Below are 25,877 nucleotides of genomic sequence, written 5' to 3'. Positions count from 1 at the left end.
GGTCCGGTTTCGGGTTCCTGCCGCCGCTGCCATCGGGGTGCCGAATCTTGACATTCCGCCGGATTTGCAATACTAAACTATTTGGTTATTTAACCTAGGGGTAATGTAAAAAATATGACGCCTGACCGTCTCAGCGGCATTCTGGCTGCACTCGCCGATCCAACGCGGCGTGCCATTCTGGCGCGTCTTGCCGAAGGCGAGACATCCGTCACCGAACTGGCAGAACCGTTCGATATGAGCATGCCGGCGGTTTCAAAGCATCTGAAGATGCTGGAGCAGGCCGGGCTGATCGCGCGCAGCCGCGCGGCGCAGTGGCGCCCCTGCCGGCTGGAAGCGGGGCCGCTGCGCGAAGTATCGGACTGGCTCGACCACTACCGGCGTTTCTGGGACGAGAGCCTTGACCGGCTCGAGGATTATCTACAGGCGCTGCAGAAGGGCGATCCCGACGGCGCGCCCAACTGAGTGAGGGAAAATCCGGTCACGGCATGCGCCGCGACCGGAGCCATGGTCAGAAATAATCCTGCAGCGGGCGCACTTCGAGCGAGCCAGCCTTGAGCGCGGCAATGGCTTCGGCCACCGCATCGGCACCCGACAGGGTGGTGTAATAGGGCACCTTCTGCATCAGCGTGGCGCGGCGCAGCGACTTTGAGTCCGAGATCGCCTTGGCGCTGTCGGTGGTGTTGAACACCAGCTGCACCTGCCGGTTGCGGATGGCGTCTTCGACATGCGGACGGCCTTCCTGAACCTTGTTGATCTTCTGCGCGGCAACGCCGTTTTCCGCGAGGAAACGCGCCGTGCCACCGGTCGCCAGCACCTTGAAGCCAAGATCCGCCAGCCGCTTGACCGGCGCAAGAATGCGCTGCTTGTCCTCGTCGCGCACCGAGACGAACAGGGTGCCGTCACGCGGCAGGTCGACACCGGCGCCGAGCTGCGCCTTGGCGAAGGCCAGCGCATAATCGTAATCGAGGCCCATCACTTCGCCGGTCGAACGCATTTCCGGTCCGAGCAGGATGTCGACGCCGGGGAACCGGGCGAAGGGGAAGACGGCTTCCTTGACAGCGATGTGCGTGCGGGCGGTGCCGGATGGCTTGCCGCCATAATTGGCCAGCGCCTCGTCCAGCGTTTCGCCCGCCATGATGCGCGCGGCGATCTTGGCGATCGGCTTGCCGATGGTCTTGGCAACGAAGGGCACCGTGCGCGAGGCGCGCGGATTGACTTCAAGCACGTAGATGGTGCCGTCCTTGATGGCGTATTGCACGTTCATCAGGCCGACGACGTTGAGCGACTTTGCCAGCGCGGCGGTTTCCGTCTCGAGTTCGGCGACGATCTCGGGAGAGAGCGAATGCACCGGCAGCGAGCAGGCGCTGTCGCCGGAGTGAATGCCGGCTTCCTCGATGTGCTCCATGATGCCGGAAACCCAGGTGTTCTTGCCGTCGCACAGGCAATCCACGTCGACTTCGATGGCTTCGCTGAGATAACGGTCGAACAAAAGCGGGTTCTTGCCGAGCAGGGTGTTGATCTGGCCGGTCTTGTCGTTCGGATATTTCTGCTTGATGTCTTCCGGCACGAGTTCGGGAACCGTGTCGAGCAGATAGCTCTGCAGCGCGCGTTCGTCATGGATGATCTGCATGGCGCGGCCGCCCAGGACATAGGACGGACGCACAACCAGCGGGAAGCCAAGTTCACCGGCAATGGTGCGCGCCTGTTCGACGGAATAGGCGATGCCGTTCTTGGGCTGCGTCAGGTCGAGCTTGATCAACAGCTTCTGGAAGCGGTCGCGGTCCTCCGCCAGGTCAATGGCATCCGGCGAGGTGCCGAGGATCGGAATGCCCGCCTTCTCCAGCGCATCGGCAAGCTTGAGCGGCGTCTGGCCGCCGAACTGGACGATGACGCCGTGCAGCGTTCCGGCGGTCTGTTCGGCGCGCAGGATTTCCAGCACGTCTTCGGCGGTCAGCGGCTCGAAATACAACCGGTCCGATGTGTCATAGTCCGTTGATACCGTCTCGGGATTGCAGTTGATCATGATGGCTTCATAGCCGGCATCGCGCAGGGCGAAGGCGGCATGGCAGCAGCAATAATCGAACTCGATGCCCTGGCCGATACGGTTGGGGCCGCCGCCGAGGATGACGACCTTCTTCCGGTCGGAAACCTGGGCTTCCGAGGCGAGCGTGCCGGCGAAAGGCACTTCATAGGTCGAGTACATATAGGCGGTTGGCGAGGCGAACTCGGCGGCGCAGGTGTCGATGCGCTTGAACACCGGATGCACGTCGAGCTTCTTGCGCAGCTTGACCACCTCATTGGGGTCGACCTTGGCCAGGCTGGCAAGGCGGGCATCGGAGAAGCCCATGCCCTTCAGCATGCGCAGGTTCTGCGCGTCCTGCGGCAGGCCGTGCTCGCGCACGCGCTCTTCTGTGGCAATGATTTCCGCCATCTGCTGCAGGAACCACGGGTCGATCTTGCAGCCCTCGTGCACGTCTTCGACCGACATGCCCATGCGCAGCGCCTGCGCCACCATGCGCAGGCGGTCCGGCGTCGGCGTGCCGATGGCGGCGCGGATGGCATTGTTGTCGCTGCCTTCACCAAGGCCGGGAATGGCGATTTCATCGAGGCCGGTCAGACCGGTTTCAAGGCCGCGCAGGGCTTTCTGCAGCGATTCCTTGAAGGTGCGGCCGATGGCCATGACCTCGCCGACGGATTTCATCGCCGTTGTCAGGGTCGGTTCGGCACCGGGGAATTTCTCGAAGGCAAAGCGCGGGATCTTGGTGACGACATAGTCGATGGACGGTTCGAACGAGGCCGGGGTGGCGCCGCCTGTAATGTCGTTCTCCAGCTCGTCCAGCGTGTAGCCGACCGCAAGCTTGGCTGCGATCTTGGCGATGGGAAAACCGGTGGCCTTGGAGGCCAGCGCCGAGGAGCGCGACACGCGCGGGTTCATTTCAATGACGATCAGACGGCCGTTTTCCGGATTGACGGCGAACTGCACGTTCGATCCGCCGGTCTCGACGCCGATCTCGCGCAGCACCGCAATCGAGGCGTTGCGCATGATCTGGTATTCCTTGTCCGTCAGGGTCAAGGCGGGGGCAACGGTGATCGAGTCGCCGGTATGGACGCCCATCGGATCGATGTTCTCGATGGAGCAGATGATGATGCAGTTGTCCGCCTTGTCGCGGACGACTTCCATTTCATATTCCTTCCAGCCGAGAACCGATTCCTCGATCAGCACTTCGGTGGTCGGCGAGGCATCGAGACCGCTGCCGATGATCTCGTAGAATTCGGTGCGGTTGTAGGCGATGCCGCCGCCGGTGCCGCCCATGGTGAAGGAGGGGCGGATGATGGCGGGCAGGCCGACATGGTCGAGCGCCGCACCGGCCATGCCGAGCGCGTGCGAGACATAACGCTGCTTGCGGTCGCCTTCGCCCAGCTGCCATTCGGTTTCCAGCTTGTCGAGCGCCGCATCGAGTTCGGCGCCGGAATATTTGGCCTTGACGACTTCGCGCTGTTCCTTGTGCAGGCGGCGGTCAAGGTCCTTCACCTCGGTGGCATTGGCCAGCATGGACTTGGGTGTTTCAAGACCGATCTTGGCCATGGCCTCGCGGAACAGCGCGCGGTCCTCGGCCTTGTCGATGGCTTCGGCATTGGCGCCGATCATTTCGACATTGTAGCGTTCGAGCACGCCCATGCGGCGCAGCGACAGGGCAGTGTTGAGCGCAGTCTGGCCGCCCATGGTCGGCAGCAGGGCGTCCGGACGCTCCTTGGCGATGATCTTGGCGACGACTTCCGGGGTGATCGGCTCGATGTAGGTGGCATCGGCCAGTTCCGGATCGGTCATGATGGTGGCCGGATTGGAATTGACGAGGATGACGCGGTAGCCTTCCTCTTTGAGCGCCTTGCAGGCCTGCGTGCCGGAATAATCGAACTCACATGCCTGACCGATGATGATCGGTCCTGCGCCGATGATCAGAATAGATTTGATGTCGGTGCGTTTTGGCATGGCTTCTTCCTATCAACAGCGTGCTGCACAAAAAACCGCACGGACTTGACCGTACGGGCAGACACAAAATTCCTAATGCGAGGCTAAGGCTGCCTTATAGGCAAAGCGATTGGATTACGTAACCCCAAAAACGCGCAAATCCATGCTTTTTCGCCGCAGTTTCGCATGGATCAGGTATGCGGCGGCGCTTTGCGCGCATCCGGGTCTGAAACAACGGGCGGACTCTGCATTATTCAGTCATGAAAATTGATCGTGAACTGATTGCAGCCAACAGTTGAAAATAGCATCGTGCATGGAACAAATAAGGGGCTATACTGTTGATGTGCAACATATCAGCGGCATGGCCGAGGGTTCATCTGGAGGTGGGTAATGCGCTGGCAAGGCGGTAGGCAAAGTGACAATGTTGAGGACCGCCGCACCGATGGTGATGATGGCGGCATTCCCGGCGGCATGGGCAATGGCGGCGGCTTCCGCTTTCCCAGTGGCGGCGGCATACAGTCCGTGCGCGGCGGCGGCATATCCGGTATCCTTGTGCTTGCGGCCATTTTCCTGTTCCTGAAATTCTGCACCAATATCGATCCGATGCAGATTCTGGTGGATGGCGGCATGATGGATCAATCATCGCCGGGCCAAAGCCAATCGCAGTCACCGGCCTCGCGCCCGGCGGCGCAGGCCAATGACCAGATGACCCAGTTCGTCAAGACCGTCCTGGCCGAGACCGAGGATGTCTGGAGCGGCATCTTCCAGGCGGAAGGCAAGCAGTATCCGCCGCCCACACTGGTGCTGTTTAATGGACAGACCCGTTCGGCCTGCGGTTCCGCCAGTGCGGCGAGCGGACCGTTCTATTGTCCGGGCGACCGCAAGGTCTATATCGATCTGAACTTCTACAACGAGCTGGACAAGAAGTTCGGCGCATCAGGCGACTTTGCCCAGGCCTATGTGCTTGCCCATGAAGTCGGTCACCACGTGCAGAACCTGATCGGTGTCCTGCCGAAGTTCAACCAGATGCGCCAGAACATGAGCGAGGCCGACGCCAATGCCATGTCCGTGCGGGTCGAACTGCAGGCGGATTGCTTTGCCGGTATCTGGGGGCATTTCACCCAGCAGAAGGGTATCCTTGAGGCAGGCGACCTGGAAGAAGCGCTGAATGCCGCCAAGCAGATCGGCGACGACACCCTGCAACGCAAGATGCAGGGCTATGTGGTTCCCGAAAGCTTCAACCACGGCACGTCTGCCCAGCGCAGCTCGTGGTTCAAGCGCGGCTTTGACAGCGGCAAGCTCGAAAGCTGCGACACGTTCAGCGGCGCGATCTGAGCGGCAAAGCGCGTGGTGCGTGGTTCGACACGCTCACCATGAGGATGGAGCGGATTGCAGGGTGTTATATCCTGCAATCCCCGCGTTTGCCGTTACATCAAACCACCCCCTCTGGGCTGCCGCTCCTCTTCCTCTTTGGCAGTACGTGTCAGGATATCTCCGTCCGTAGCGGTTTTCCGATCATGTTCACGTATTGTTTCGCTCGTAGAAATCGATTATGAGCATTTTCCGGATCAATTTCGCTCCGGAACGTCAAAAGTGAGTTTCGATGATTGATCCTGTCCTTGCCAAGCGCGGGCTGACTCTTGTCTTTGTCATGCTCCTTATGGATGTCATCGGCATTGCGATCATCGTGCCGGTCATGCCGGCCTATCTCGAACAGCTGACGGGATCGGATGTCAGCCATGCGGCGATTGACGGCGGCTGGCTGCTCTTCGTCTATGCTGCCATGCAGTTCGTTTTTGCCCCGCTGATCGGCAATCTGAGCGACCGTTTCGGCCGCCGTCCGGTGCTGCTTGCCTCGGTGTTCACCTTTGCCATCGACAATCTGATCTGCGCGCTCGCCACCAGTTTCGCCATGCTGTTCATCGGCCGCGTGCTGGCGGGCATCAGCGGCGCGAGCTTTTCCACCGCCTCCGCCTATATCGCCGATGTCAGCACGGACGAGAACCGCGCCAAGAATTTCGGCCTTCTCGGCATTGCCTTCGGCGTGGGCTTTATCCTTGGTCCGATCATTGGCGGGCTGCTCGGTGAGTTCGGGCCGCGCGTGCCGTTCTTCGGCGCGGCGCTGATCGCCTTCCTCAATTTTCTCGTGGCCTATTTCTTCCTGCCGGAAACCCTTGAAACGAAGAACCGCCGGACGTTTGACTGGAAGCGCGCCAATCCGCTCGGCGCTCTCAAACAGATGCGCGGCCACCGGGGGATTCTGTGGATCGGCCTTGTCTTCTTCATGCTGACCCTTGGCCACATGGCCTATCCCTCCGTGTGGTCGTTCGTCGGCGCCTATCGCTATGACTGGAACCAGCGCGACATCGGCCTGTCGCTCGGCGTGTTCGGCATGGGCGGCGCGCTGGTCATGGGTTTCATCCTGCCGCGCGTCGTCGCACGCTTCGGCGAGTGGCGCACGGCGGTGATCGGGCTGGTTTTCACCGCGCTCGCCTTTTTTGGCTATGCCGCGGCGTGGCAGGGCTGGATGGTCTATGCGGTCATTGTCGCGACCTGCCTGGAAAGCCTGGCGGATCCGGCCATGCGCAGCATTGCCGCCGCCAAGGTTCCGCCGTCGGAGCAGGGCGAGTTGCAGGGCGCCATGACCAGTCTGTTCAGCATCACCAATGTGATCGGGCCGCTGATGTTTACCCAGATCTTTGCCATGTTCACCGCACCGGCAGCAGCGATCGCCTTTGGCGGCGCGCCCTATGTGCTGGGCGGGCTCTTCGTGGTGATCGCCGTCGCCGTCTTTGTCCTCAAGGTGGAGAAACCGGCTAATCCCGCGCACGAACTGCTGGAACCGGAGGCGCTGGTCTCGAGCGAAGCCTCATAACAAGCGCTTTTCGATCCGCTGCATGGCCCGTTCGAACACGGCAGGATCATCCAGCGCGCGGGCAAGAACCAATGCGCCCTGAATGTTGGCCACCGCTTCTTCCGCGAGGTCGATTGCCCGATCAGGGGCGTGGCCGGTCTTCTGCAAGCCTATCGCAAGCGCATTCCTCCATTCTGCGAAGTAGTCGAGGATGGCGCCGGCAAAGCGATCCCGAACATTGTCGAGGGCAAATGCGCCCACGACACAGATGCGGCATCCGGAATGAAAATAATCCGACACGGCCCGGCACATGGCACCGATGGCTGCGGCGGGATCGTCCGACTCGCGCAGAGGGCGATAAATCCGGTCTTCAAACCACGTATCGATATGGTGCAGGACCGCTGTTGCCATCTCTTCCTTGCCGCCGGGAAAGAAGTGGTAAAGGCTGCCGCGGCCAAGGCCGGTCTTGTCGCCGATGACGGCGAGGCTTGCTCCCTCAAAACCATATTCGCGAAAGATCTCGGCGAGAACAGGTATGATATCGGCGCGCTCGGTGATGGTTTTGGCCATGTTCAGAGGCCGAGTTCCGACAGGCCCGGATGGTCAGCCGGGCGGGAGGCGGCGCGGTCCCAGAAAAACTTCCGCTCGGATTCCCCGATTGGCAGATCGTTGATACAGGCAAAGCGCGTGCGCATCAGGCCATTCTCGTCAAACTCCCAGTTTTCGTTGCCATAGGCCCGGAACCAGTTGCCGGAATCATCATGGTATTCATAGGCAAACCGCACGGCGATGCGGTTGCCGGTGAAGGCCCATAGCTCCTTGATCAGGCGATAATCGAGCTCGCGGTTCCATTTGCGCGCAAGAAACGCGGCGATGGCATCGCGGCCCTTTATGAACTCGGCCCGGTTGCGCCAGTCGCTGTCCACGCTATAGGCGAGTGCCACCCGTTCGGGATTGCGGCTGTTCCAGCCATCCTCTGCGGCCCTGACCTTCAGGATCGCAGTTTCGCGGGTGAAGGGTGGGAGTGGCGGGCGTTGTTCCGGCATGGTCATCTCCGTGGTTTGTACTGATCGGTAAAGTCTGTATCGATAGGTACAATTGCCATCCATTGTTGTCAACGACGATCGCAGATTCACATGCGCCGCCTTTGACTGGCTGCGTCTTTGCGCTATGCAAAGGGTCCCGCCTGCCGAAACGAGGTTTCCATGTCCATTGAAAAACGTATTCCGCTCAATTCCGATGGTCTGTCGCTGTCCCGGCTGGTGCTGGGCGCCTGGCGGCTGCTCGATCAAGGCGCCAAGCCGTCCGCCGCCGGGGTGGCGCGCCTGATCGACGAGGCAATCGCGCTCGGCCTGACCAGTTTCGACCACGCCGATATCTATGGCAATTACGGTGTCGAGGCGGCTTTCGGCGCGGGTCTTGCCGGCTGGAGCGGCAAGCGCCAGTCGATCGAACTGATCACCAAATGCGATATTATGCTCACCTCCGACCAGCGCCCGGAAAACCGGGTGAAGCACTACGATACCAGCGCGGCGCATATCAAGGCGTCCGTCGACCGCTCGCTGCAGAATTTGAAGACCGATTATATCGACGTGCTTTTGCTGCACCGCCCCGATCCGCTGATGGATGCGGATGACACGGCGGCGGGATTGCAGGCGGTTGTGGAGGCCGGAAAGGTGCGCGCCGTGGGCGTGTCGAATTTCACGCCGCCGCAGATCGATCTGCTGGCTTCGCGCCTGCCGTTTGCCGTGGTGACCAACCAGATCGAGATGTCGGTCACCGCAACGGCGCCGCTCACCGATGGCAGCCTCGATCATGCCCAGCGGCTGCGCTATGCGCCGATGATCTGGTCACCGCTTGGCGGCGGCAGCCTGTTTACCGGCACGGGCGAGCAGGAACAGCGCGTGCGCGCTGCGTTGCAGGCCGTTGGCGCTGAACTCGGTGTCGATGATATCGCGGCGATTGCCATTGCCTGGCTGTTGCGCCATCCGGCGCGGCTTGTTCCGGTGCTTGGCAGCCTGAAGCCGGAGCGCCTGGCGAAAATGGTGGCGGCGCTCGATATCACGCTCGAGCGCCAGCAGTGGTTTGCCATCCTGAAAGCCAGTACCGGCCGGGATGTTGCCTGATCAGGCGGCCTGATCGCGCTCGGGCAGGGGCGCTAGACCGCGGCGGGCGCGGATCAGATTGGCGAAGCGGCGGAACAGGTAATGCGAGTCCTGCGGGCCGGGCGATGCTTCCGGATGGTGCTGCACCGAGAAAATGGCCTTGCCGGTGACACGCAGGCCGCAATTGCTGCCGTCGAACAGCGAGACGTGGGTTTCTTCAACGCCATCGGGCAGGGAATCCGCATCGACGGCAAAGCCGTGATTCATCGAAACGATCTCGACCTTGCCGGTTGTGTCATCACGCACCGGATGATTGGCGCCATGGTGGCCCTGATGCATTTTCTTGGTGTCGCCGCCGAGCGCCAGCGCCAGCATCTGGTGGCCAAGGCAGATGCCGAAGACGGGAATGTCGGTCTTGATCAGGTCCTGGATGGCCGGAACCGCGTATTTGCCTGTCGCAGCGGGATCGCCCGGGCCGTTCGACAGGAAAATCCCATCGGGCTTGTGGGCGAGCACATCGTCCGCCGTTGCCGTGGCCGGAACGATGGTGACCTTGGCGCCGAGACCGGCGATAAGGCGCAGGATGTTACGCTTGATGCCGTAGTCGATGGCAACCACGTGGAATTCCGGTGCGGTCTGCTGATCAAAACCCTCGTTCCACACCCATGGCTTCTCGGTCCAGACCGCGCTCTGGCCTGACGTGACGTCCTTGGCCAGATCGAGATCGAGCAGGCCGTGCCAGGCGGCGGCGCGTTTGGTCAGGGCAGGGATGTCGAACTTGCCTTCCGGATCGTGGGCGATGACGCCGTTGGGCATGCCCTTTTCGCGGATGAGGGCGGTGAGCGCACGGGTATCGACACCGGCAAGGGCGATCACGCCGCGCGCCTTCAGCCAATCGTCGAGATGTTCGGCGGCGCGGTAGCTCGAGGGTGCCGTGATGTCGGCCTTGAAGATGGCGCCGACGGCACCGGCGCGGTTGGCCGGGGTCAGGTCTTCAATGTCTTCCCTGTTGGTGCCGACATTGCCGATATGGGGGAAGGTGAAGGTGACGATCTGACCGGCATAGGAGGGATCGGTGAGGATTTCCTCGTAACCGGTGAGCGCGGTGTTGAAGCACACTTCCGCTTCGCAGGCGCCGGTTGCACCCAGTCCCTTGCCCTCGATCACCGTTCCATCGGCCAGAACCAGCACCGCTGTTGGCTTGAATTCTGTCCAGGCTGCGGTCTTTGCACCTGCGTCTGTCGTTATCGGGGCGGTCATGCGGCACTCCTGCGTGGGCTTGCGTCGTCGTTCTTCATTGGGCATTGAAAAATGCCGTTCGGTATTCCATATGACATGGCTGAACGCGGTGGTCGATTGACCTTACCACCGCTGCAACAACCCAAAATGTCTGGCTAGGTCACGGACCTTAGAGAAAACCGCGCTTCCGGTCAATTGCGACACGACAACTCTTCGTGGAAATCGGTGCCGAACCGGCCCGCCGCGATGATTGATTTCGTTCGGACCCGCCGGTAGGGTGCTGACACAACAGGAGAGTAAAGCCATGCGCGATACCATCGCCGGGGCACTGACAACCGCCATCAAGGCACAGGACAAGCGCCGCGTCTCGACGCTACGCCTGATCATGGCCGCCATTCAGGATCGGGATATTCTCAATCGCGGATCGGGCAAGGACCCGGTCACGAGCGATGAGATCAGCGCGATTCTGGCCAAGATGATCAAGCAGCGCGAGGAATCCGCGAAGCTGTACGAGGACGGCAACCGTCTTGAGCTTGCCGAGCAGGAGCGCAGCGAGATCGAGATCATCCGGGGCTTCCTGCCCAAGCAGCTGGGCGACGAGGATATCCGCCAGGCCTGCTCGCAGGTTATCGAGGAAATCGGCGCGGGCGGCCTGCGCGACATGGGCAAGTGCATGAATGCGCTGAAGGAAAAATACGCCGGCCAGATGGATTTCACCAAGGCCAGCGGTATCGTCAAGGAAATCCTGCAGTAAGCTGCCGGTTACGCAAGCAGGTGCGGGACGTGCAGCCGCCGTTTCAGCAATGGGCTGAAACGGCGGTTTCCATTGGTACGGGTGCCGGCGAGCGGGCGTTGCGGTACACCATCACGGCGATCATCAGGGCGGCCACGCCAGCGCCGATGGAGACGCAGAACCCGGACCGGGCGCCATAGGCGTCGATCACCAGTCCGGACAGGGACGAGCCCAGCGCCATTCCGATGCCGATGCCCGTCATTGCCCATGTGATGCCTTCGGTGAGTTTGGACGCCGGCACGAGACGCTCGATCAGCCCCATGGAGATGATGATGGTGGGCGACACGGCGGCACCGGCCAGGAACAGGATCACCGCAAGCATCGGGATGCTGGTCACGAACAGCAGCGGCAAAGTCGTCAGCATGGCCAGCGCGATGGCATAGAGGAACTGCGTTGCCAGCGGCCGCCTGAATTTGAGCGTGCCGAAGACAAGGCCGATGATCAGCGATCCGGCGGCGTAGCTGGCCAGAACGATGCTGGCGGCTGCCTTCTGGCCCTGTTCCCCGGCAAAGGCGATGGCCGTCACCTCGGCGGTGCCGAAAATGGCGCCGATGGCCACCAGCGTCAACACGATCCATTGCAGCGGGCGCAGGCGGATAACCGATGTTCCCTTGCTCTTGTCCTGCGCATGAACAGGCGGTTCCGTCGAACGCTGGGCAATGAACAGCAGCGTGCCGACGGTCAGGAACAGCGTTGCCGCCAGCGGGCCGGCTTCCGGAAAGAGTGCAACGCTCAGCCCGATCGAAACGATGGGCCCAACCATGTAGACAATTTCATCGACAACCGATTCCAGCGCGAAGGCGGTGTGGAGTTTTGGTGTGTCGCGATAGATCGCCGTCCAGCGCGCCCGCACCATCGCGGATATGCTGGGCATGAAGCCAGCCGATATGGCGAACAGAAACAGCATCCAGCTCGATGCGCCATAGCGCGCCGACAGCATCAGCGCCGTCAGTGCCAGCACGGTGATGACCGTGACGGGCGGAAGGACGCGGCGCTGTCCGTAGCGGTCGATCAGGCGCGAGATTTGCGGGGCGATCAAGGCGTTGGACAGGGCAAAGGCGGCCGATACGGCACCGGCCAGCCAATAGGTGCCATGGGTCTGCGACAGCATGGTGACGATGCCGAGCGTGATCATCGACACGGGCAGGCGGGCGATCAGGCCGGAGGCGGAGAAGGCGAAACTGCCCGGCGCCTTGAAGATATCCCGGTATGGATTGGTCATGGTGAACATTCCCTTGTGCAGCGGGCGTATAATAACATACGCAGCGTATGTCGATGTATTAGTTGCATACGAGACGTATGTCAATTAATATACGCAGCGTATGTAAAGGGAATTCATAAAATGCACAGACCCCGGGCTGAAATGATTGCGCAAACGCGAGCCAAGCTGGTTGCGGCGGCGCGACAGGCTTTTGGCACGGCGGGCTATGCCGATGCGTCCATGGATGACTTCACATCGGCTGTCGGCCTGACGCGCGGTGCGCTGTATCACCATTTCGGCGACAAGAAGGGTCTGCTTGAAGCGGTTATTGCCGAGATCGACGCGGAAATGGATGCGCGCCTGCTTGCCGTCTCCAGCCGGTCGCAGAGCCAGTGGCAGGGGTTTGTCGACGAATGCACCGCCTATCTGGAAATGGCGCTCGAGCCGGAAATCCAGCGCATCGTGCTGCGCGATGGCCCCTCCGTGCTCGGCGATCCCGCCACTTGGCCCAACCAGAACAAGTGCATCCTTTCCATGTCGGCCAATCTGAAGCGCCTGAGCGAGGACGGCATCATACGGCCGGGCGATCCAGAGGCGCTGGCGCGCCTGCTCAATGGCGCCCTGCTGCATGCGGCGTCGTGGATCGCCAATTCACCCGAACCGGAAGCCACATCGCGCCGGGCAGTGGAAGGCATCAAGGATCTGCTGAACGGCCTGCTGCGTTTTCCCGTTGCCACGCCCGCAATTGCGTCTGGCCATTGAACGAGGAGAATGACGGGCGGTCCTTGGAACGCGGGTCTTGGGGTAGTCTGTATGCGATGCTTGCGATCCAAGGACCACCCGCCCCGGCGCTTTTTCAAGTTTTGCCCGGTGTATCACCACCGGGCCAAACCTCCCCGGCCTAACAGGTTTTCCTCCCTGCATGGCCGAAGCGCCGATCCTTTCCCGACTTTCGAAGGTTTCCGGAAGCATTCCCGCCGGAAAGGACGAGGAGAAGGATAAGCGAGGATGGGAGAACGTGGATAAGTTGGTGTTGAATTTCTTATAAAACAACAGCTTGGCTGTTCCCACCCCCCTCTGTCCTGCCGGACATCTCCCCCACAAGGGGGGAGATCAGCTTTCATTGCTGTTTCAGCCAATCTTCAACATTGAAGACAACGGAAAGCCGTTCATGCCAATGTGATCTCCCCCCTTGTGGGGGGTCCGAAGGACGGGCGAGACCCGTGGCTCGCCCCGGAGGGCGGCAGCCCAGAGGGGGGTAAGGAGCGACAATTCAGTTGTTCAGCGCGCGCAGCCGTGTGGTGTTGAGCAGGCCCTGTTCCTCCAGCACCGGATAGGCCATGGCGGCGAGCAGCGAGTTGATCTGCTTCAGGTCGCGGATGGTATCGAGGTGGATCGAGCTGGTCTCCAGGCTGCGCAGTGTTCCCTCGCGCAGGCGGCTGAAATGGCGCTGGCTGCTCTGCTTTTCCAGATCGCGCAGGTGATCCTTTTCCAGCACCAGCTGGTGCGCCATCTCACTGTCGCGCGACACCAGCACGTTGAACGCCATGCGTGCATTGGTCAGGACCTTTGCGTGGAAGTTGCTGAGTTCCAGCCAGCCCTCATCGGTGAATTTCAGCTTGCGGTCCATCTTCTTCTGCACCAGCGCGAGCATGTTGCGCACGATGATATCGCCGACCTGTTCGAGCTTGACGCAGGCGCCGAGCAGTTCCTGGGCCCGGCTGACCTCCTGCGGCGACAGGGCGCGCGTCGTCAGCTTGGCGAGATAAAGCTTGATCGCGGCATGCTTGCGGTCGACCTTGTCATCAAGGCCCGACAATTCGTCGATGCGCGCCTGCTCGGGATTCTCGTAGAGCCCGATGATCCGCTGCAGCATGATTTCCACGGTTTCGCAGACACGCACGGTCTCGCGCGTGGCATTGGCAAGGGCAAGGCTCGGCGCATCGAGCACGCTTTCATCAAGCGCGCTGAGTTCCGCCTGCTCCAGCGACGGGGCCTGCGGGACGGGGGCATTGAGCGCAACAATGGCCTTGGTGGCCTTCAGGACAAGACCGGACAGCGGCACGCCGGCGAGCAGGATGATGATGTTGAAGAGGATATGCGCATGGATGATCTGGTCAGCCGGCGCCGCACCGAGGAAGGCCACCGACGGCTTGAAGGTGAGATAGGCAATGAGGATGATGAGGGAACCGGCGCCGCGCATCAACAGGTTGCCCATCGGCACGATCCGCGCCTGTGGCGCGGCGTTGCGGGTCAGCAGCGGCGCGATGAAGGACGAGCCGAGATTGACGCCGAACACCATGACGACGCCGAGTTCCGGATCGATGAGGCCGCGCGATGCGAACGTGACGAGCAGCAAAATGGCGGCGATGCTGGAATGGAACAGCCACGTCATCAGCGCCGCCAGCATGAAGGCGGTGACCGGGTCGGTGCTCAGATAGCTGACGATGACAGGCAGAAGGTCGCTGTTGCGCAGCGGCTCGGTGGCCTGGCCGGTCATCTCGAGCGACAGGACGAGCAGGCCGATGCCGACGAGAATGCGGCCGATCTGGCGCCAGTCGCCGCGCTCGGTCGACATGAAGATGACGGTACCGGCAAGCAGGCACAAAGGCACCAGCAGCGTGAGATCAAAGCTCAGGATCAGGACGACGAGCGCCGAGCCGACCTCGGCGCCGCGCACCGCCATCAGCCCGGAAATGCCGCTGACAATGCCGGACCCGACGAAGGAGCCGACGAGCAGGCTGACGGCGGTCGAGCTTTGCAGCGCAATCGACAGCATCGTGCCCCAGAGGACGGCAAGGACGGGATTGTGCAGCACACCGCGCAGGCTCTGGCGCATGCGTTCGCCATAGGCGCGCTCGACGCCGGTGCGCACCATGCGTGTCGCCCACAGCAGAAGGGCCACCGCACCTGCAAGATGCAATAAAACTGTCGAACCGTTCACTTGAGCCAATCCTAACGAGGTGGAAAAATGCGGTATACAACCAGACCAATTCTAGTTGCCAATTATTAAGATAACATATCAATCCAAAAGGGGAAAAAATATGTTCCGGCTAAGAAAAAATATGTCGCATTTGACAAAGTGTAACAGTTTTATGACAGCTTTTACCTGCATCCTATATGATAAGCCGGCTTTTCAATATCCGATCCGGTAATTAAATCAAAAAGATAGGATGAGCAGGGGATGACCGGCTTGCAGACCTTTCACCGCCCCACGATATGATGCAATATGGGACCGGTTCTGCAGACAGCTGTGGAAACCGTGAAAAATGGAGGCATTCGGGGCTCAGGCCCGGGAATCGCCGGATTGAGTGAACGAAGAACAGCATGCGATTTCCGCCGTCCTTTCTCGATGAGATCAGGGAGCGTGTACCGATTTCCAGTGTGATCGGCACGCGGGTGTCCTTCGACCGGAAAAAAACCAATGCGCCGAAGGGCGATTTCTGGGCGTGCTGCCCGTTTCATGGCGAGAAATCGCCAAGCTTCCACTGCGAGGACCGCAAGGGCCGCTACCACTGCTTCGGCTGCGGGGTGACGGGCGACCACTTCAAGTTTCTCACGGAGCTTGAGGGGCTGAGCTTTCCCGAAGCGGTGCAGCGCGTGGCTGACATGGCGGGTATTCCCATGCCGGCGCGCGATGCCGAAATGGAAATGCGCGAGGCCAAGCGCGCCACGCTCTATGACGTCATGGACATGGCGACGAAATTCTTCGAGGAGCAGCTGCAGTCGGCTGCGGGCGCCAAGGCGCGGGCCTACCTGCGCGACCGCGGCCTGTCGGCGGCGACGCAGCATGCCTACCGGCTGGGTTATTCGCCGGAAAGCCGCAATGCGCTGAAGGAGCATCTGGCGCTGAAGGGCGCAACGCGCGAACAGATCGAGGCCTGCGGCCTCGTGGTCTATGGCGACGACAAGCCGGTCTCCTATGACCGCTTCCGCGACCGCATCATGTTCCCGATCGAGGATCTGCGCGGGCGGGTCATCGCTTTCGGCGGCCGGGCGCTGACGCCCAATGCCCCGGCCAAATATCTCAATTCCAACGAGACCGAGCTGTTTCACAAGGGCAAGGTGCTGTTCAACGCCCTGCGCGCCCGGCGGGCCGCGCAGCCGCAGGCGGGGCAGGCCGCCAAGGCCGTGATTGCGGTCGAAGGCTATATGGACGTCATTGCGCTGGCGCAGGCGGGTTTCGGTCAGGCGGTTGCGCCGCTCGGCACGGCGCTGACGGAAGACCAGCTCGATCTGCTCTGGCGCATGTCGCCGGAGCCGGTGCTGTGTTTCGACGGCGATCAGGCCGGGATCAAGGCGGCCTACCGCGCCATCGATCTGGCCATGCCGGCGCTGAAGCCGGGCCGGTCGCTGCGCTTTGCCGTGCTGCCGGAAGGCAAGGATCCCGATGACCTCGTCAAGGCATCGGGCCCGCAGGCCTTCCAGGCCGTATTGGACGATGCCCGGCCGCTCGCCGACATGCTGTGGGCGCGCGAGACCAGCGGCGGCGTTTTCGACACGCCGGAGCGGCGCGCCGAACTGGAATCCCGGCTCAAGCAGATGACGGCGCTGATTGCCGACGAGAATGTGCGCCGCCACTATGCCCAGGATGTGCGCGACCGCATCCAGCAGTTCTTCGGCTCGAACCAGCGCGGCGGCAACAACCGGCGCGATGGCGACCAGCGCGGCAATGGCCAGAATGGTTATGGCGGCCAGAATGGCTATGGCCAGAGGGGCAGGGGCGCGGCTTCGGGGCGGCTCGCCGTTTCCGACAGTCTTGCCCGCTCGGTACTGGTAAAGACCACGTCGGCGGCGCCGCCGCTGCGCGAGACCGCCATATTGATGACCCTGTTCAACCATCCCCGGCTGATCGAAGAGGATTTCGAAACGGTGGTGCGGCTGGAATTCAGCCACCCGGACCTCAAGCGCTTCCATTCCGCCATGCTCAATGCCCTGGCCGAGCACCACGTGGTGGACGGGCTGGAAATGCGCAAGGCCATGGCGGATGCCGGACATGGCACGCTGATCGAGGCGCTCGAGGCGCTCGTGCGGCGCGCCCGCATGTGGACCGCCACGGCGGAAGCGGCGGAAGAGGATGCGCTGGAAGCATTGCGGCAGGCCGTTCACTTGCATCAGCGCGCAAGCACACTACATAAAGAGCTGAAAGTAGCTGAAACCGCGTTGGCGACGGAAACGACCGACGAAAACCTCAACCGGCTGCTCGATATTCAGAACGACATCCGCAACGCCCAGGCGACGGAAGCACTGATCGAGGGCTTTGGAATCCCGTCCGGACGGTCCGGAAAGGGTTTTTGACGAAATTGATTCGCTTTTTTGCCGCGAATCAGTTGAGTCGGGGTTGACGTGGGTCAATAATGACGGAATCAGATTGCGCGGAATTGAAAATATTGGGTTGATGTTTGTAGGTTTGGCTGAAAAACCGGCAAATACGGCAAATATACAATGTGCTCGCCATCGGAATAACAAGGTTAATCCGGCATTAACGGGATTTCGGCTAGTCGATCATTTATTACCTTGACGCTGTAGGGGAACCGGTGCGCCACCGCACTCGTTGGTTCCCATGCATGAACAAAGCGAAACGTCGCTTGGAGACATAGAATATGGCAACGAAAGCAAAGGAAAACGAAGAAGTAGAAGTCGAGCGCGAAGGCGCGCCGGACGGACCGCTTCTCGACCTTTCCGATGACGCTGTCAAGAAGATGATCAAGCTCGCCAAGAAGCGCGGCTATGTGACGATGGACGAGCTCAATGCCGTTCTGCCGTCCGAAGAGGTCACTTCCGAACAGATCGAAGACACGATGGCCATGCTCAGTGACATGGGCATCAACGTTGTCGAAGACGACGAGCAGGATGCGGACGCCGAAGAAGCTGACAACAGCGACGACGAGAGCGATGCCCGCGAGCTTGCCGACGCAACCGGCACCGCCGTTGCACCGACCACGACCAAGAAAGAGCCGACCGACCGCACCGATGACCCCGTGCGCATGTATCTGCGCGAGATGGGCACTGTCGAGCTTCTGTCGCGCGAAGGCGAAATCGCCATCGCCAAGCGCATCGAGGCCGGGCGCGAGACGATGATATCCGGGCTGTGCGAAAGCCCGCTGACCTTCCAGGCCATCATCATCTGGCGCGATGCCTTGAACGACTCGCAGATTCTGCTGCGCGAAATCATCGATCTCGAAACCACCTATGCCGGTCCCGAGGCCAAGCAGGCTCCGGTGATCGAGCGCGTCGAGGAAGAAAAGCCGGCTGCCGGCAATGACCGCTCGCGCAGCCGCCGCGACGATGACGACATCACCAATGTCGGCGGCGATACGCCCGTTGAAGACGATGATGACGAGGATGATGAAGCCAATCTGTCGCTTGCCGCGATGGAAGCCGAGCTGCGTCCGCAGGTCATGGAAACGCTCGACGTCATCGCCGACACCTACAAGAAGCTGCGCAAGCTGCAGGACCAGCAGGTGGAAAACCGCCTCGCTGCTTCCGGTTCGCTGTCGCCAAGCCAGGAGCGCCGCTACAAGGAATTGAAGGATCAGCTGATCAAGGCGGTGAAGTCGCTGTCGCTGAACCAGAACCGCATCGAAGCGCTGGTTGCCCAGCTCTACGACATCAACAAGCGTCTGGTGCAGAACGAAGGCCGTCTGCTGCGTCTTGCCGAATCCTATGGCGTGCGCCGCGAGGACTTCCTGAAGGAATATCAGGGCAACGAACTTGACCCGAACTGGCTGAAGGCCGTTTCCAACCTGACCACCCGTGGCTGGAAAGAGTTCACCAAGAACGAAAAAGACACGATCAAGAACCTGCGCACGGAAATCCAGAACATGGCGCAGGAAACTGCGATCTCGATTTCGGAATTCCGCCGCATCGTCAACCAGGTGCAGAAGGGCGAGCGCGAAGCGGCTCTCGCCAAGAAGGAAATGGTCGAGGCAAACCTGCGTCTCGTGATTTCCATCGCCAAGAAGTACACCAATCGCGGCCTGCAGTTCCTCGATCTCATTCAGGAAGGCAATATCGGCCTGATGAAGGCGGTCGACAAGTTCGAGTACCGCCGCGGCTACAAGTTCTCGACCTATGCGACCTGGTGGATTCGTCAGGCGATCACCCGTTCGATCGCCGATCAGGCCCGCACCATCCGTATTCCGGTGCACATGATCGAGACGATCAACAAGATCGTCCGGACATCGCGCCAGATGCTGCATGAAATCGGCCGCGAACCGACGCCGGAAGAACTGGCGGAAAAGCTGGCCATGCCGCTGGAAAAAGTGCGCAAGGTGCTGAAGATCGCCAAGGAACCGATTTCGCTGGAAACACCGGTGGGTGACGAAGAAGATTCACACCTCGGCGATTTCATCGAGGACAAGAATGCGCTCCTGCCGATCGATGCGGCCATCCAGGCCAATCTGCGCGACACGACAACCCGTGTTCTCGCTTCGCTGACGCCGCGCGAGGAACGTGTCCTGCGCATGCGCTTCGGCATCGGCATGAACACCGACCATACGCTTGAGGAAGTCGGCCAGCAGTTCTCGGTGACGCGCGAGCGTATCCGCCAGATCGAAGCCAAGGCGCTGCGCAAGCTCAAGCATCCGAGCCGCTCGCGCAAGCTGCGCAGCTTCCTCGACAGCTAAGCTACGGGCAATCGCTGGAAATGAAAACGGGATGGGTGAAAACCCATCCCGTTTTGCTTTGCGGGACCAGCCGCCGGCGGAAAGGCGAGGGCAGACAAGAAAAAGCCCGGAAAAATCCGGGCTTTTGATGGTCAGAGCGAAGGCTCGTTGGATTTTTTCCCGCCCTTGTCCTTGGCCATGATCTTGTCGATATAGGCGAGGAACAGCGCGGAGAAGACGAAAGCGAGGTGGATCACCGTGAACCACGTCAGCTGTTCCGTCGTGTATTTGGTCAGGTTGAGGAACACCTGCAGGAGATGGATCGACGAGATGGCGACGATGGTCGATGCCACCTTGATCTTGAGCGAACCGGCGTCGATGGTTCCCAGCCAATGCACGTCATCGGCCTGGTCAAAGCGGCTGACAAAATTTTCGTAGCCGGAGATGATGACCATCACCACGAGGCTGGCGACCAGCGCGGCATCGATCAGCCCCAGCATTTTGAGGATTGTGTCGGTTTCGTCGAGGCTCGTCACCTTCATGACGAAGTCCAAGAGCTTTCCGGCAAAGGAGAAGGCATAGATGGCCAGAGCCACCGCAAGGCCGAGATAGAAGACGACAAGCAGCCAGCGCGACGCAAGGATGATGTTTTCGATGAATATTTCGATACGTTTCATAGGCAGGGTCCGGTTGATGTTGTGCATGAGATAGCGATGCCGGTGACGAACTCAAGACAAAACCGCCGGCAATCACAAAAAACCCGGACCGAAGTCCGGGTTTTTGCATGACAGCCTGCGGATCAGGCTATTTGCTGGCCAGCGGCTGCACCAGCGGGGTGATGCGGCGGATGGCAACGCGGCGGTTCTGCTGCTCGGGACCGTCGGTCTTGATCTTCAGATAGCGTTCGCCATAGCCCTGCGTCGCCATGTTTTCCGGCGGGATGCCGAAGACATTGGTCAGCGCCTGGGCGACCGATTCAGCCCGCTTGTCCGACAGCACGAGATTGGCCTGATCGGACCCGACGGCATCCGTGTGGCCTTCGATCAGGAAGGTTTCCGCCGGGTTCTTCTTCAGGATCTCGGCCATGGCCTTGGCAACGCTGTCGAGATGCGGGATCTGGTCTTCGGTGATATCGGCCGAACCGAACTTGAAGGTGATGGTGTCCAGATCGATGCGGCGGACCTTGTCGCGGATACGGGCCGAGCGCTTGACCTCGTCGACCGAGTAGATGCGTTCGACGCGCTCCACCGGCGGGCGGGAGAAGAAGTCATAGACTTCCGTTTCCGGCACCTGGTCGGCATCGAGGATATAGTCGGCGATCGGGATATCAAGCACGAGCGGCGGCAGATCAAGGCCGGGATCGCGCCATTCATAGCGCTCTTCACGGTCGTAGTCCGGCGTGTAGCTCAGCAGAACCTCACGCCCGTCGGGCATGACGCGCGAGCGCTGGATCACATCGCCATAGCGGTTGCGGATCGTGACGACCTGAACGCCATTGTCGCGCACGATGGTTTCGCGGGTGCGGTTGCGCGGCAGGTTCTCATAATAGACGTCCTGCGCATCGCGCGACATGCGCGGACGGTCGGAGCTTTCCACGAAGATGTTGTTGTTGACTTCAACGATGGTGCGGTTGTCGATCTGCTTGATCACCTGCACGTCGGCCGGGCGCTCCTCGCGCGGCGCCTGCTTGATACGGGTGCCTTCCTCGGTGCGGATGGGCTCGATCTTGACCGGGACAAGTGCCTTCTGCACGTCCGCGTCGTTCTTGGGCGGCGGTGCGGGCGGGGTGGCCGGAACCTGAACAGCGGGCTGCTGGACAACCGGCTTTTCTCCAGCCGGCTTGTCGGCGGTCTGGCCGCCCGTGCCCTTGACCGGCGGTGCCGGTTTCTGGCTGTCGAGCACCGGCGCGGCATTTTCCGGCAAGGGCGAGGGTTCCTTCGGTGCGGGCTTTCCGGCTTCGACAGGGGTTGCGGGTTTTTCAACGGCTGGTTTTTCGCCCGCTGCGGGTTCGGTGACCGGCGCAGGCTTTTCAGCAGTTGGTTTTGCGGGCGCAGGCTGTTCGGCCGCAGGCTTCTGGCCTTCGACCGGCTTGGCCGGCTTTTCGCCCGCTGCGGGTTCGGTGACCGGCGCAGGCTTTTCAGCAGTTGGTTTTGCGGACGCGGGCTGTTCGGCCGCAGGCTTCTGGCCTTCGACCGGCTTGGCCGGTTTTTCGCCCGCTGCGGGTTCGGTGACCGGCGCAGGCTTTTCAGCAGTTGGTTTTGCGGGCGCGGGCTGTTCGGCCGCAGGCTTCTGGCCTTCGACCGGCTTGGCCGGCTTTTCACCCGCTGCAGGTTCGGTGACCGGCGCAGGTTTTTCAACGGCGGGTTGTTCCGGTGCAGGCTTCTGCGGCTTGGGCTGTGCCGGTTTTTCGGCGGGCTGTTCGGCGGCCGGGGCTTCCTTGGCCGCCTTGTCGGCTGCCTTCTTGGCCTGTTCAGCCTCTTGCGCAGCGGCGGCCTTGGCAGCCTGCGCCTCTTCAGCGGCCTTCTGCTTGGCCTCTGCTTCCTGGGCCTTCTGCTGCTCGGCTGCTTTCTGTGCTTCGGCCTGAGCGGCGCGCTTGGCCTGTTCGGCTTCCTGGGCGGCGGCTTTTTCGGCAGCCTTGGCGGCCTGCGCCTCTTCAGCCGCTTTCTGCTTGGCCTGCGCTTCTATCGCCTTCTGCTGCTCGGCCGCCTTCTGCGCTTCTTCCTGGGCGGCGCGCTTGGCCTCCTGGGCGCGTTCGGCTGCCTGCGCTTCGGCGGCATGGGCGGCTTCCTCGGCCCGTTTCTTGGCCAGTTCTTCCGCCTGCTGCTGGGCATGGGCCGCAGCGGCAGCGTCCTTTTCCGCGCGCTGCTTTGCTTCTTCGGCACGGGCGGCGGCTTCGTGCTCGGCTGCCTTTTGTGCTTCTTCCTGCTGCTTCTTCGCTTGTTCGGCAGCCGGATCCGCTTCGGCCTGGGCCATCAGCAGCGGTGCTTCATTGGTGTTGGAGGAGATGTAGGGGCGAGGGAGAGGCGACTGTTCGGCCATCGCCGAGGGCGAGGAGAACAGGATTGCTGTCGAAGCAAAAAAGAGCGCTGTACGTTTCATTGTCATCCCTGTCTTGCGTTCCCTCTCAAGGAACCATGTCAAATGTTTGTGACCGCAGGTTGTGCCAGCTTTGTGGCAGCCGATTGTCCATCGCGGCCTTCTCACCAGATTCCTTGGGCCTTTCACCGGTACATATGTGATCCTGCCCGAATCCGATTACAGCAAGATTGCACGGGCGCGCCTGTATCCCGTGTGAAGGCACTGTTCATCTTGCGTTCATGCAAAACTCTGGACGCGGCGCCGCGGCCGATGTATTGCAGCGCATGCCCAAGGAACCATTCTGGAAAACCAAGACGCTCGACGAGCTGAACCGCTCGGAATGGGAGAGCCTGTGTGACGGCTGCGGCCGCTGCTGCCTGCACAAGCTCGAGGATGAAGATACCGAAGAAATCTATTTCACCACCGTGGCCTGCACCCTGCTCGACGCGGGGACCTGCCAGTGCTCGGATTATGTGCACCGCAAGAAGAAAGTTCCCGATTGCGTCTTCCTGACCCCGGAAATCGTGCGCGAGGTCGACTGGCTGCCCGATACCTGCGGCTACCGGCTGATCGACGAGGGAAAAGATCTGTACTGGTGGCATCCGCTGGTTTCGGGCAGCATGGAAACCGTGCACGAGGCCGGCATTTCGGTGCGCGGCAAGGTTACCGCCTATGATCACGATCTGAAGACGGACGAAGATTATTTCGACCATATGATGATGGCGGAATCGCCTTCTTTGGAAAATTAATTCTACTGAACGGGAGATGAACGGCGCGTTGAAGCTTTGTTCAGGTGAATAGTGGAACAAACGGTCACCTTCCGGACGTCCCGGTCCGGAATAACAACCAACAAAGGAGAAACGCCCATGTCCCGCATGTCCATCAAGATGCTCGCCGTGACCGCTGCTCTCGGGCTCGGTTCCGTGTTTGGCGTGAGTGCCGCCTCGGCAGCGCCTGTCGCATCGTCCATGGCTGATGCCGCCGGTCCGGTGTCCAATATCGTCAAGGCCGATCACCGCTATGGCCACCGCTATCATGGCGGCTATCGTCCCGTCCGCGCCTGCAGCGTCAACCAGGCCCTGAACAAGGCAAGCCGCATGGGTATCCGCAACCCGCGCGCCGTCGTCAACCGCAACGTGGTCCGTGTCACCGGCTGGCGCTATGGTCATCGCTCGGCCGTTGTCTTCGCCCGTGCACCGGGTTGCCCGGTCATCCGCTGATTTCATCTGCACATGTAATGTATGCGCAGGGCGAAAGTTGTACCTTTCGCCCTATTGCGCCCATAATCGGCTGCGACGCAGCTGTGTCACTTCATCTTGGGGAGATCATCCATGACACCAAAATTTCTAGCCGTGGCTTTTGCCGCAACCGCAATGATGGCCGTTCCGTTCGCTGCCATGGCAGAGGAAGCACCGCGCCCGCGCATTACGGTAAGCGGGGAAGGCGAAGCCACTGCTGCGCCTGACATGGCTATCGTTTCACTCGTCGTGCTGCAGGAAAAGCCGACCGCTCGGGAAGCTTTGACCGCCAACAACGAGACCATGGCCAAGGTTCTCGACGCGATGAAGAAGGCTGGAATCGCCGAGCGCGACCTGCAGACATCGGGTTTCAATATCGATCCGCGCTATGTCTATCCGGAAAACAAGCAGGGCCAGCCGCCGCAGGCACCGAAGATCGTCGGCTATGCCGTCTCCAATTCGCTGTCCGTGCGGGTGCGTGACCTGAAGAAGGTCGGTGAGATTCTCGACCAGTCCGTCACATTGGGCGTCAACCAGGGCGGCAACCTGACATTCACCAATGACAAGCCGGAGACAATCGTCGAGGAAGCGCGCAAGAAGGCCGTGGCCAATGCCATTGCCAAGGCGAAGACCCTGACAGCTGCGGCCGGCGTGGAAGTCGGCAAGGTCATCGAGATCAGCGAACAGACGTTCCAGCCGCGCCCCTATGGCGGTGCACCGCGTGCCAAGATGATGGCGGCCGAAGCATCCGATTCGGTTCCGGTGGCGGCGGGCGAGAACAGCTACAATGTCACGGTCAATGTGACGTTCGAACTGAAGAACTAAATCCGGCGACGAGCCAAAAAAATGAAAAGGGTGCCGCAAGGCACCCTTTTTGTTTGCGCGTACAAGCGGCCGGTCAATCGTTGGCGGCGCGCATCCAGTAGGAAATATCCTTCCAGTCGGCGAAGACGGCGCTCGCGCCCTTGTCAAGCAGGGTCTGGGCGTGGGCCGTGTAGGTGTGGCCGCCCCCGGTATAGCCGATGGCCGTCATACCAGCCGCCACGGCGCCTTCGACACCATAGGGCGAATCCTCGATGACAACGCAGGCCGATGGTTCGTGGCCCATCTCCTTGGCCGCGTGCAGGAACAGGTCCGGCGCGGGCTTGCCGCGCTTGACCATGGACGAGCTGTAGATCGCTTCGCCGAAATATCCGGCAAGGTCCGTGGTTTTCAGGCTGAAGTGAATGCGCTCCAGCGACGATGACGAGGCAACGCAGCGGGGCGTTTCCAATCCCGCGAGCAGGGCGGCTATTCCGGCCGTCGGCTGCAGGAACTGGCTGAAGACCTGTTTCGTCTCCGGCCACAGCCCGGCTTCACCCGCATCGGACAGGTGAAAGCCGGTCAGCTCGCCGATTCGCCGGATGATATCGGCCTGCTTCATGCCGACGCACTGGGCGATGGTGCCTGCGGGCAGGTCCATTCCATGGCTGGCGTAAACATTGTGATAGGCCAGTTCCGCCAGCGGCTCGCTGTCCACCAGCACGCCGTCACAATCAAAAACGATCAGATCAAACCTGTTTTGCGGCATTTCCATCTCTCTTCCGGGTCTGTGTTCCATGGGTCGACGCCGTTGTTACGGGATCATCCTTATAATGCACATAGGTGTTGACTAAAATACAAATGTTCAATATTCGATTGGCAGGATGAGAATGGTTTCCGGCATCGCACCGGAAGCCTTTTGAGGAGCGATTTCAGCATGGCGAGCAATGTAGCATTGACGGGACTGGCGCGGGACATGCAGGCGCGGGCG

Annotated in this window: 20 protein-coding genes; 11 read left to right on the top strand and 9 right to left on the bottom strand. The window is 61.0% G+C overall.

Annotated features, from left to right (window positions below; genetic code table 11):
* The first annotated feature begins 114 nt into the window (after positions 1-114).
* Entirely contained in the window at positions 115-462 is a 348-nt protein-coding gene (locus ACTJJ7_RS25360) for an ArsR/SmtB family transcription factor (protein ID WP_440969211.1), read from the top strand.
* A gap of 46 nt (positions 463-508) precedes the next feature.
* Here ACTJJ7_RS25360 and carB read toward each other — a convergent pair whose 3' ends face one another.
* Positions 509-3,991 (bottom strand): carbamoyl-phosphate synthase large subunit, encoded by a 3,483-nt coding sequence (gene carB, locus ACTJJ7_RS25355; protein ID WP_440969210.1) that lies wholly within the window; start codon positions 3,989-3,991, stop codon positions 509-511.
* A 369-nt stretch (positions 3,992-4,360) separates the two neighbouring features.
* Here carB and ypfJ point away from each other — a divergent pair, with 369 nt between their 5' ends.
* Complete coding sequence (gene ypfJ, locus ACTJJ7_RS25350) at positions 4,361-5,305, top strand: KPN_02809 family neutral zinc metallopeptidase (protein WP_440969209.1); 945 nt, start codon at positions 4,361-4,363, stop codon at positions 5,303-5,305.
* A 268-nt stretch (positions 5,306-5,573) separates the two neighbouring features.
* Entirely contained in the window at positions 5,574-6,845 is a 1,272-nt protein-coding gene (locus ACTJJ7_RS25345; RefSeq protein WP_440969208.1) for a TCR/Tet family MFS transporter, read from the top strand.
* Here the strand turns inward: ACTJJ7_RS25345 and ACTJJ7_RS25340 are convergent.
* Both ACTJJ7_RS25340 and ACTJJ7_RS25335 read right to left on the bottom strand, forming a co-directional pair.
* Positions 6,840-7,394, bottom strand: a complete 555-nt coding sequence (locus ACTJJ7_RS25340; RefSeq protein WP_440969207.1) for a TetR/AcrR family transcriptional regulator — start codon at positions 7,392-7,394, stop codon at positions 6,840-6,842. The two genes, ACTJJ7_RS25345 and ACTJJ7_RS25340, sit on opposite strands and share 6 nt — an antisense overlap.
* Before the next feature lie 2 nt (positions 7,395-7,396).
* Entirely contained in the window at positions 7,397-7,870 is a 474-nt protein-coding gene (locus tag ACTJJ7_RS25335; protein ID WP_440969206.1) for a nuclear transport factor 2 family protein, read from the bottom strand.
* Positions 7,871-8,029: 159 nt separating this feature from the next.
* Here ACTJJ7_RS25335 and ACTJJ7_RS25330 point away from each other — a divergent pair, with 159 nt between their 5' ends.
* A complete protein-coding gene (locus ACTJJ7_RS25330) occupies positions 8,030-8,950 on the top strand; it encodes an aldo/keto reductase (RefSeq protein ID WP_440969205.1) in 921 nt (306 codons plus the stop codon).
* On the opposite strand, the gene carA is transcribed toward ACTJJ7_RS25330, so the two are convergent.
* Positions 8,951-10,189, bottom strand: coding sequence for a glutamine-hydrolyzing carbamoyl-phosphate synthase small subunit (carA, locus tag ACTJJ7_RS25325; protein WP_105732091.1), 1,239 nt, complete (start codon positions 10,187-10,189; stop codon positions 8,951-8,953).
* A gap of 283 nt (positions 10,190-10,472) precedes the next feature.
* Here carA and ACTJJ7_RS25320 point away from each other — a divergent pair, with 283 nt between their 5' ends.
* Complete coding sequence (locus tag ACTJJ7_RS25320; RefSeq protein WP_105732092.1) at positions 10,473-10,922, top strand: GatB/YqeY domain-containing protein; 450 nt, start codon at positions 10,473-10,475, stop codon at positions 10,920-10,922.
* 43 nt (positions 10,923-10,965) lie between these two features.
* On the opposite strand, the gene ACTJJ7_RS25315 is transcribed toward ACTJJ7_RS25320, so the two are convergent.
* A complete protein-coding gene (locus ACTJJ7_RS25315; protein ID WP_105733054.1) occupies positions 10,966-12,183 on the bottom strand; it encodes an MFS transporter in 1,218 nt (405 codons plus the stop codon).
* Between the two features lie 120 nt (positions 12,184-12,303).
* Between ACTJJ7_RS25315 and ACTJJ7_RS25310 the strand changes: the two genes are divergently transcribed.
* Positions 12,304-12,924, top strand: a complete 621-nt coding sequence (locus ACTJJ7_RS25310; RefSeq protein WP_130269865.1) for a TetR/AcrR family transcriptional regulator — start codon at positions 12,304-12,306, stop codon at positions 12,922-12,924.
* A gap of 511 nt (positions 12,925-13,435) precedes the next feature.
* On the opposite strand, the gene ACTJJ7_RS25305 is transcribed toward ACTJJ7_RS25310, so the two are convergent.
* Positions 13,436-15,106 (bottom strand): Na/Pi cotransporter family protein, encoded by a 1,671-nt coding sequence (locus ACTJJ7_RS25305; RefSeq protein ID WP_105732095.1) that lies wholly within the window; start codon positions 15,104-15,106, stop codon positions 13,436-13,438.
* Between the two features lie 383 nt (positions 15,107-15,489).
* Here ACTJJ7_RS25305 and dnaG point away from each other — a divergent pair, with 383 nt between their 5' ends.
* Together dnaG and rpoD are read left to right on the top strand one after the other, a co-directional pair.
* Positions 15,490-17,460, top strand: a complete 1,971-nt coding sequence (gene dnaG, locus ACTJJ7_RS25300; RefSeq protein WP_130269868.1) for a DNA primase — start codon at positions 15,490-15,492, stop codon at positions 17,458-17,460.
* A gap of 305 nt (positions 17,461-17,765) precedes the next feature.
* Entirely contained in the window at positions 17,766-19,790 is a 2,025-nt protein-coding gene (rpoD, locus tag ACTJJ7_RS25295; protein ID WP_105732097.1) for an RNA polymerase sigma factor RpoD, read from the top strand.
* Between the two features lie 131 nt (positions 19,791-19,921).
* On the opposite strand, the gene ACTJJ7_RS25290 is transcribed toward rpoD, so the two are convergent.
* Positions 19,922-20,446, bottom strand: a complete 525-nt coding sequence (locus ACTJJ7_RS25290) for a TIGR00645 family protein (protein WP_105733055.1) — start codon at positions 20,444-20,446, stop codon at positions 19,922-19,924.
* 127 nt (positions 20,447-20,573) lie between these two features.
* Positions 20,574-22,868 carry an OmpA family protein gene (locus ACTJJ7_RS25285; protein ID WP_440969204.1) on the bottom strand — a complete coding sequence of 765 codons (2,295 nt, stop codon included), beginning with the start codon at positions 22,866-22,868 and terminating at the stop codon, positions 20,574-20,576.
* Between the two features lie 263 nt (positions 22,869-23,131).
* Between ACTJJ7_RS25285 and ACTJJ7_RS25280 the strand changes: the two genes are divergently transcribed.
* The 3 genes from ACTJJ7_RS25280 to ACTJJ7_RS25270 all read left to right on the top strand — a co-directional run bounded on the left by ACTJJ7_RS25280 (position 23,132) and on the right by ACTJJ7_RS25270 (position 24,910).
* The gene (locus ACTJJ7_RS25280; protein WP_130270701.1) at positions 23,132-23,596 is read left to right on the top strand and encodes a YcgN family cysteine cluster protein; all 465 of its coding nucleotides are present in this window, start codon (positions 23,132-23,134) and stop codon (positions 23,594-23,596) included.
* A gap of 117 nt (positions 23,597-23,713) precedes the next feature.
* Positions 23,714-24,067, top strand: coding sequence for an antifreeze protein (locus ACTJJ7_RS25275; protein ID WP_440969203.1), 354 nt, complete (start codon positions 23,714-23,716; stop codon positions 24,065-24,067).
* Positions 24,068-24,178: 111 nt separating this feature from the next.
* Entirely contained in the window at positions 24,179-24,910 is a 732-nt protein-coding gene (locus ACTJJ7_RS25270; protein ID WP_130269872.1) for an SIMPL domain-containing protein, read from the top strand.
* Between the two features lie 73 nt (positions 24,911-24,983).
* On the opposite strand, the gene ACTJJ7_RS25265 is transcribed toward ACTJJ7_RS25270, so the two are convergent.
* Positions 24,984-25,655 (bottom strand): HAD family hydrolase, encoded by a 672-nt coding sequence (locus ACTJJ7_RS25265; RefSeq protein ID WP_105733058.1) that lies wholly within the window; start codon positions 25,653-25,655, stop codon positions 24,984-24,986.
* Between the last annotated feature and the right edge of the window lie 222 nt (positions 25,656-25,877).

Source organism: Phyllobacterium sp. 22229 (assembly GCF_052056495.1).
GTDB classification, from domain to species: Bacteria; Pseudomonadota; Alphaproteobacteria; order Rhizobiales; family Rhizobiaceae; genus Phyllobacterium; species Phyllobacterium myrsinacearum.
This window is presented reverse-complemented; position numbering and strand designations above follow the sequence as displayed.

Bases quoted from the DNA above. Each gene is read 5' to 3' on its own strand.
- ACTJJ7_RS25280 (WP_130270701.1), top strand. From the start codon at position 23,132: ATGCCCAAGGAACCATTCTGGAAAACCAAGACGCTCGACGAGCTGAAC.
- ACTJJ7_RS25315 (WP_105733054.1), bottom strand. From the start codon at position 12,183: ATGACCAATCCATACCGGGATATCTTCAAGGCGCCGGGCAGTTTCGCC.
- ACTJJ7_RS25265 (WP_105733058.1), bottom strand. From the start codon at position 25,655: ATGCCGCAAAACAGGTTTGATCTGATCGTTTTTGATTGTGACGGCGTG.
- ACTJJ7_RS25285 (WP_440969204.1), bottom strand. From the start codon at position 22,868: ATGAAACGTACAGCGCTCTTTTTTGCTTCGACAGCAATCCTGTTCTCC.
- ACTJJ7_RS25330 (WP_440969205.1), top strand. From the start codon at position 8,030: ATGTCCATTGAAAAACGTATTCCGCTCAATTCCGATGGTCTGTCGCTG.
- dnaG (WP_130269868.1), top strand. From the start codon at position 15,490: ATGCGATTTCCGCCGTCCTTTCTCGATGAGATCAGGGAGCGTGTACCG.
- ACTJJ7_RS25335 (WP_440969206.1), bottom strand. From the start codon at position 7,870: ATGCCGGAACAACGCCCGCCACTCCCACCCTTCACCCGCGAAACTGCG.
- rpoD (WP_105732097.1), top strand. From the start codon at position 17,766: ATGGCAACGAAAGCAAAGGAAAACGAAGAAGTAGAAGTCGAGCGCGAA.
- ACTJJ7_RS25270 (WP_130269872.1), top strand. From the start codon at position 24,179: ATGACACCAAAATTTCTAGCCGTGGCTTTTGCCGCAACCGCAATGATG.
- ypfJ (WP_440969209.1), top strand. From the start codon at position 4,361: ATGCGCTGGCAAGGCGGTAGGCAAAGTGACAATGTTGAGGACCGCCGC.
- ACTJJ7_RS25345 (WP_440969208.1), top strand. From the start codon at position 5,574: ATGATTGATCCTGTCCTTGCCAAGCGCGGGCTGACTCTTGTCTTTGTC.
- ACTJJ7_RS25275 (WP_440969203.1), top strand. From the start codon at position 23,714: ATGTCCCGCATGTCCATCAAGATGCTCGCCGTGACCGCTGCTCTCGGG.
- ACTJJ7_RS25360 (WP_440969211.1), top strand. From the start codon at position 115: ATGACGCCTGACCGTCTCAGCGGCATTCTGGCTGCACTCGCCGATCCA.
- ACTJJ7_RS25320 (WP_105732092.1), top strand. From the start codon at position 10,473: ATGCGCGATACCATCGCCGGGGCACTGACAACCGCCATCAAGGCACAG.
- ACTJJ7_RS25310 (WP_130269865.1), top strand. From the start codon at position 12,304: ATGCACAGACCCCGGGCTGAAATGATTGCGCAAACGCGAGCCAAGCTG.
- ACTJJ7_RS25340 (WP_440969207.1), bottom strand. From the start codon at position 7,394: ATGGCCAAAACCATCACCGAGCGCGCCGATATCATACCTGTTCTCGCC.
- carB (WP_440969210.1), bottom strand. From the start codon at position 3,991: ATGCCAAAACGCACCGACATCAAATCTATTCTGATCATCGGCGCAGGA.
- carA (WP_105732091.1), bottom strand. From the start codon at position 10,189: ATGACCGCCCCGATAACGACAGACGCAGGTGCAAAGACCGCAGCCTGG.
- ACTJJ7_RS25290 (WP_105733055.1), bottom strand. From the start codon at position 20,446: ATGAAACGTATCGAAATATTCATCGAAAACATCATCCTTGCGTCGCGC.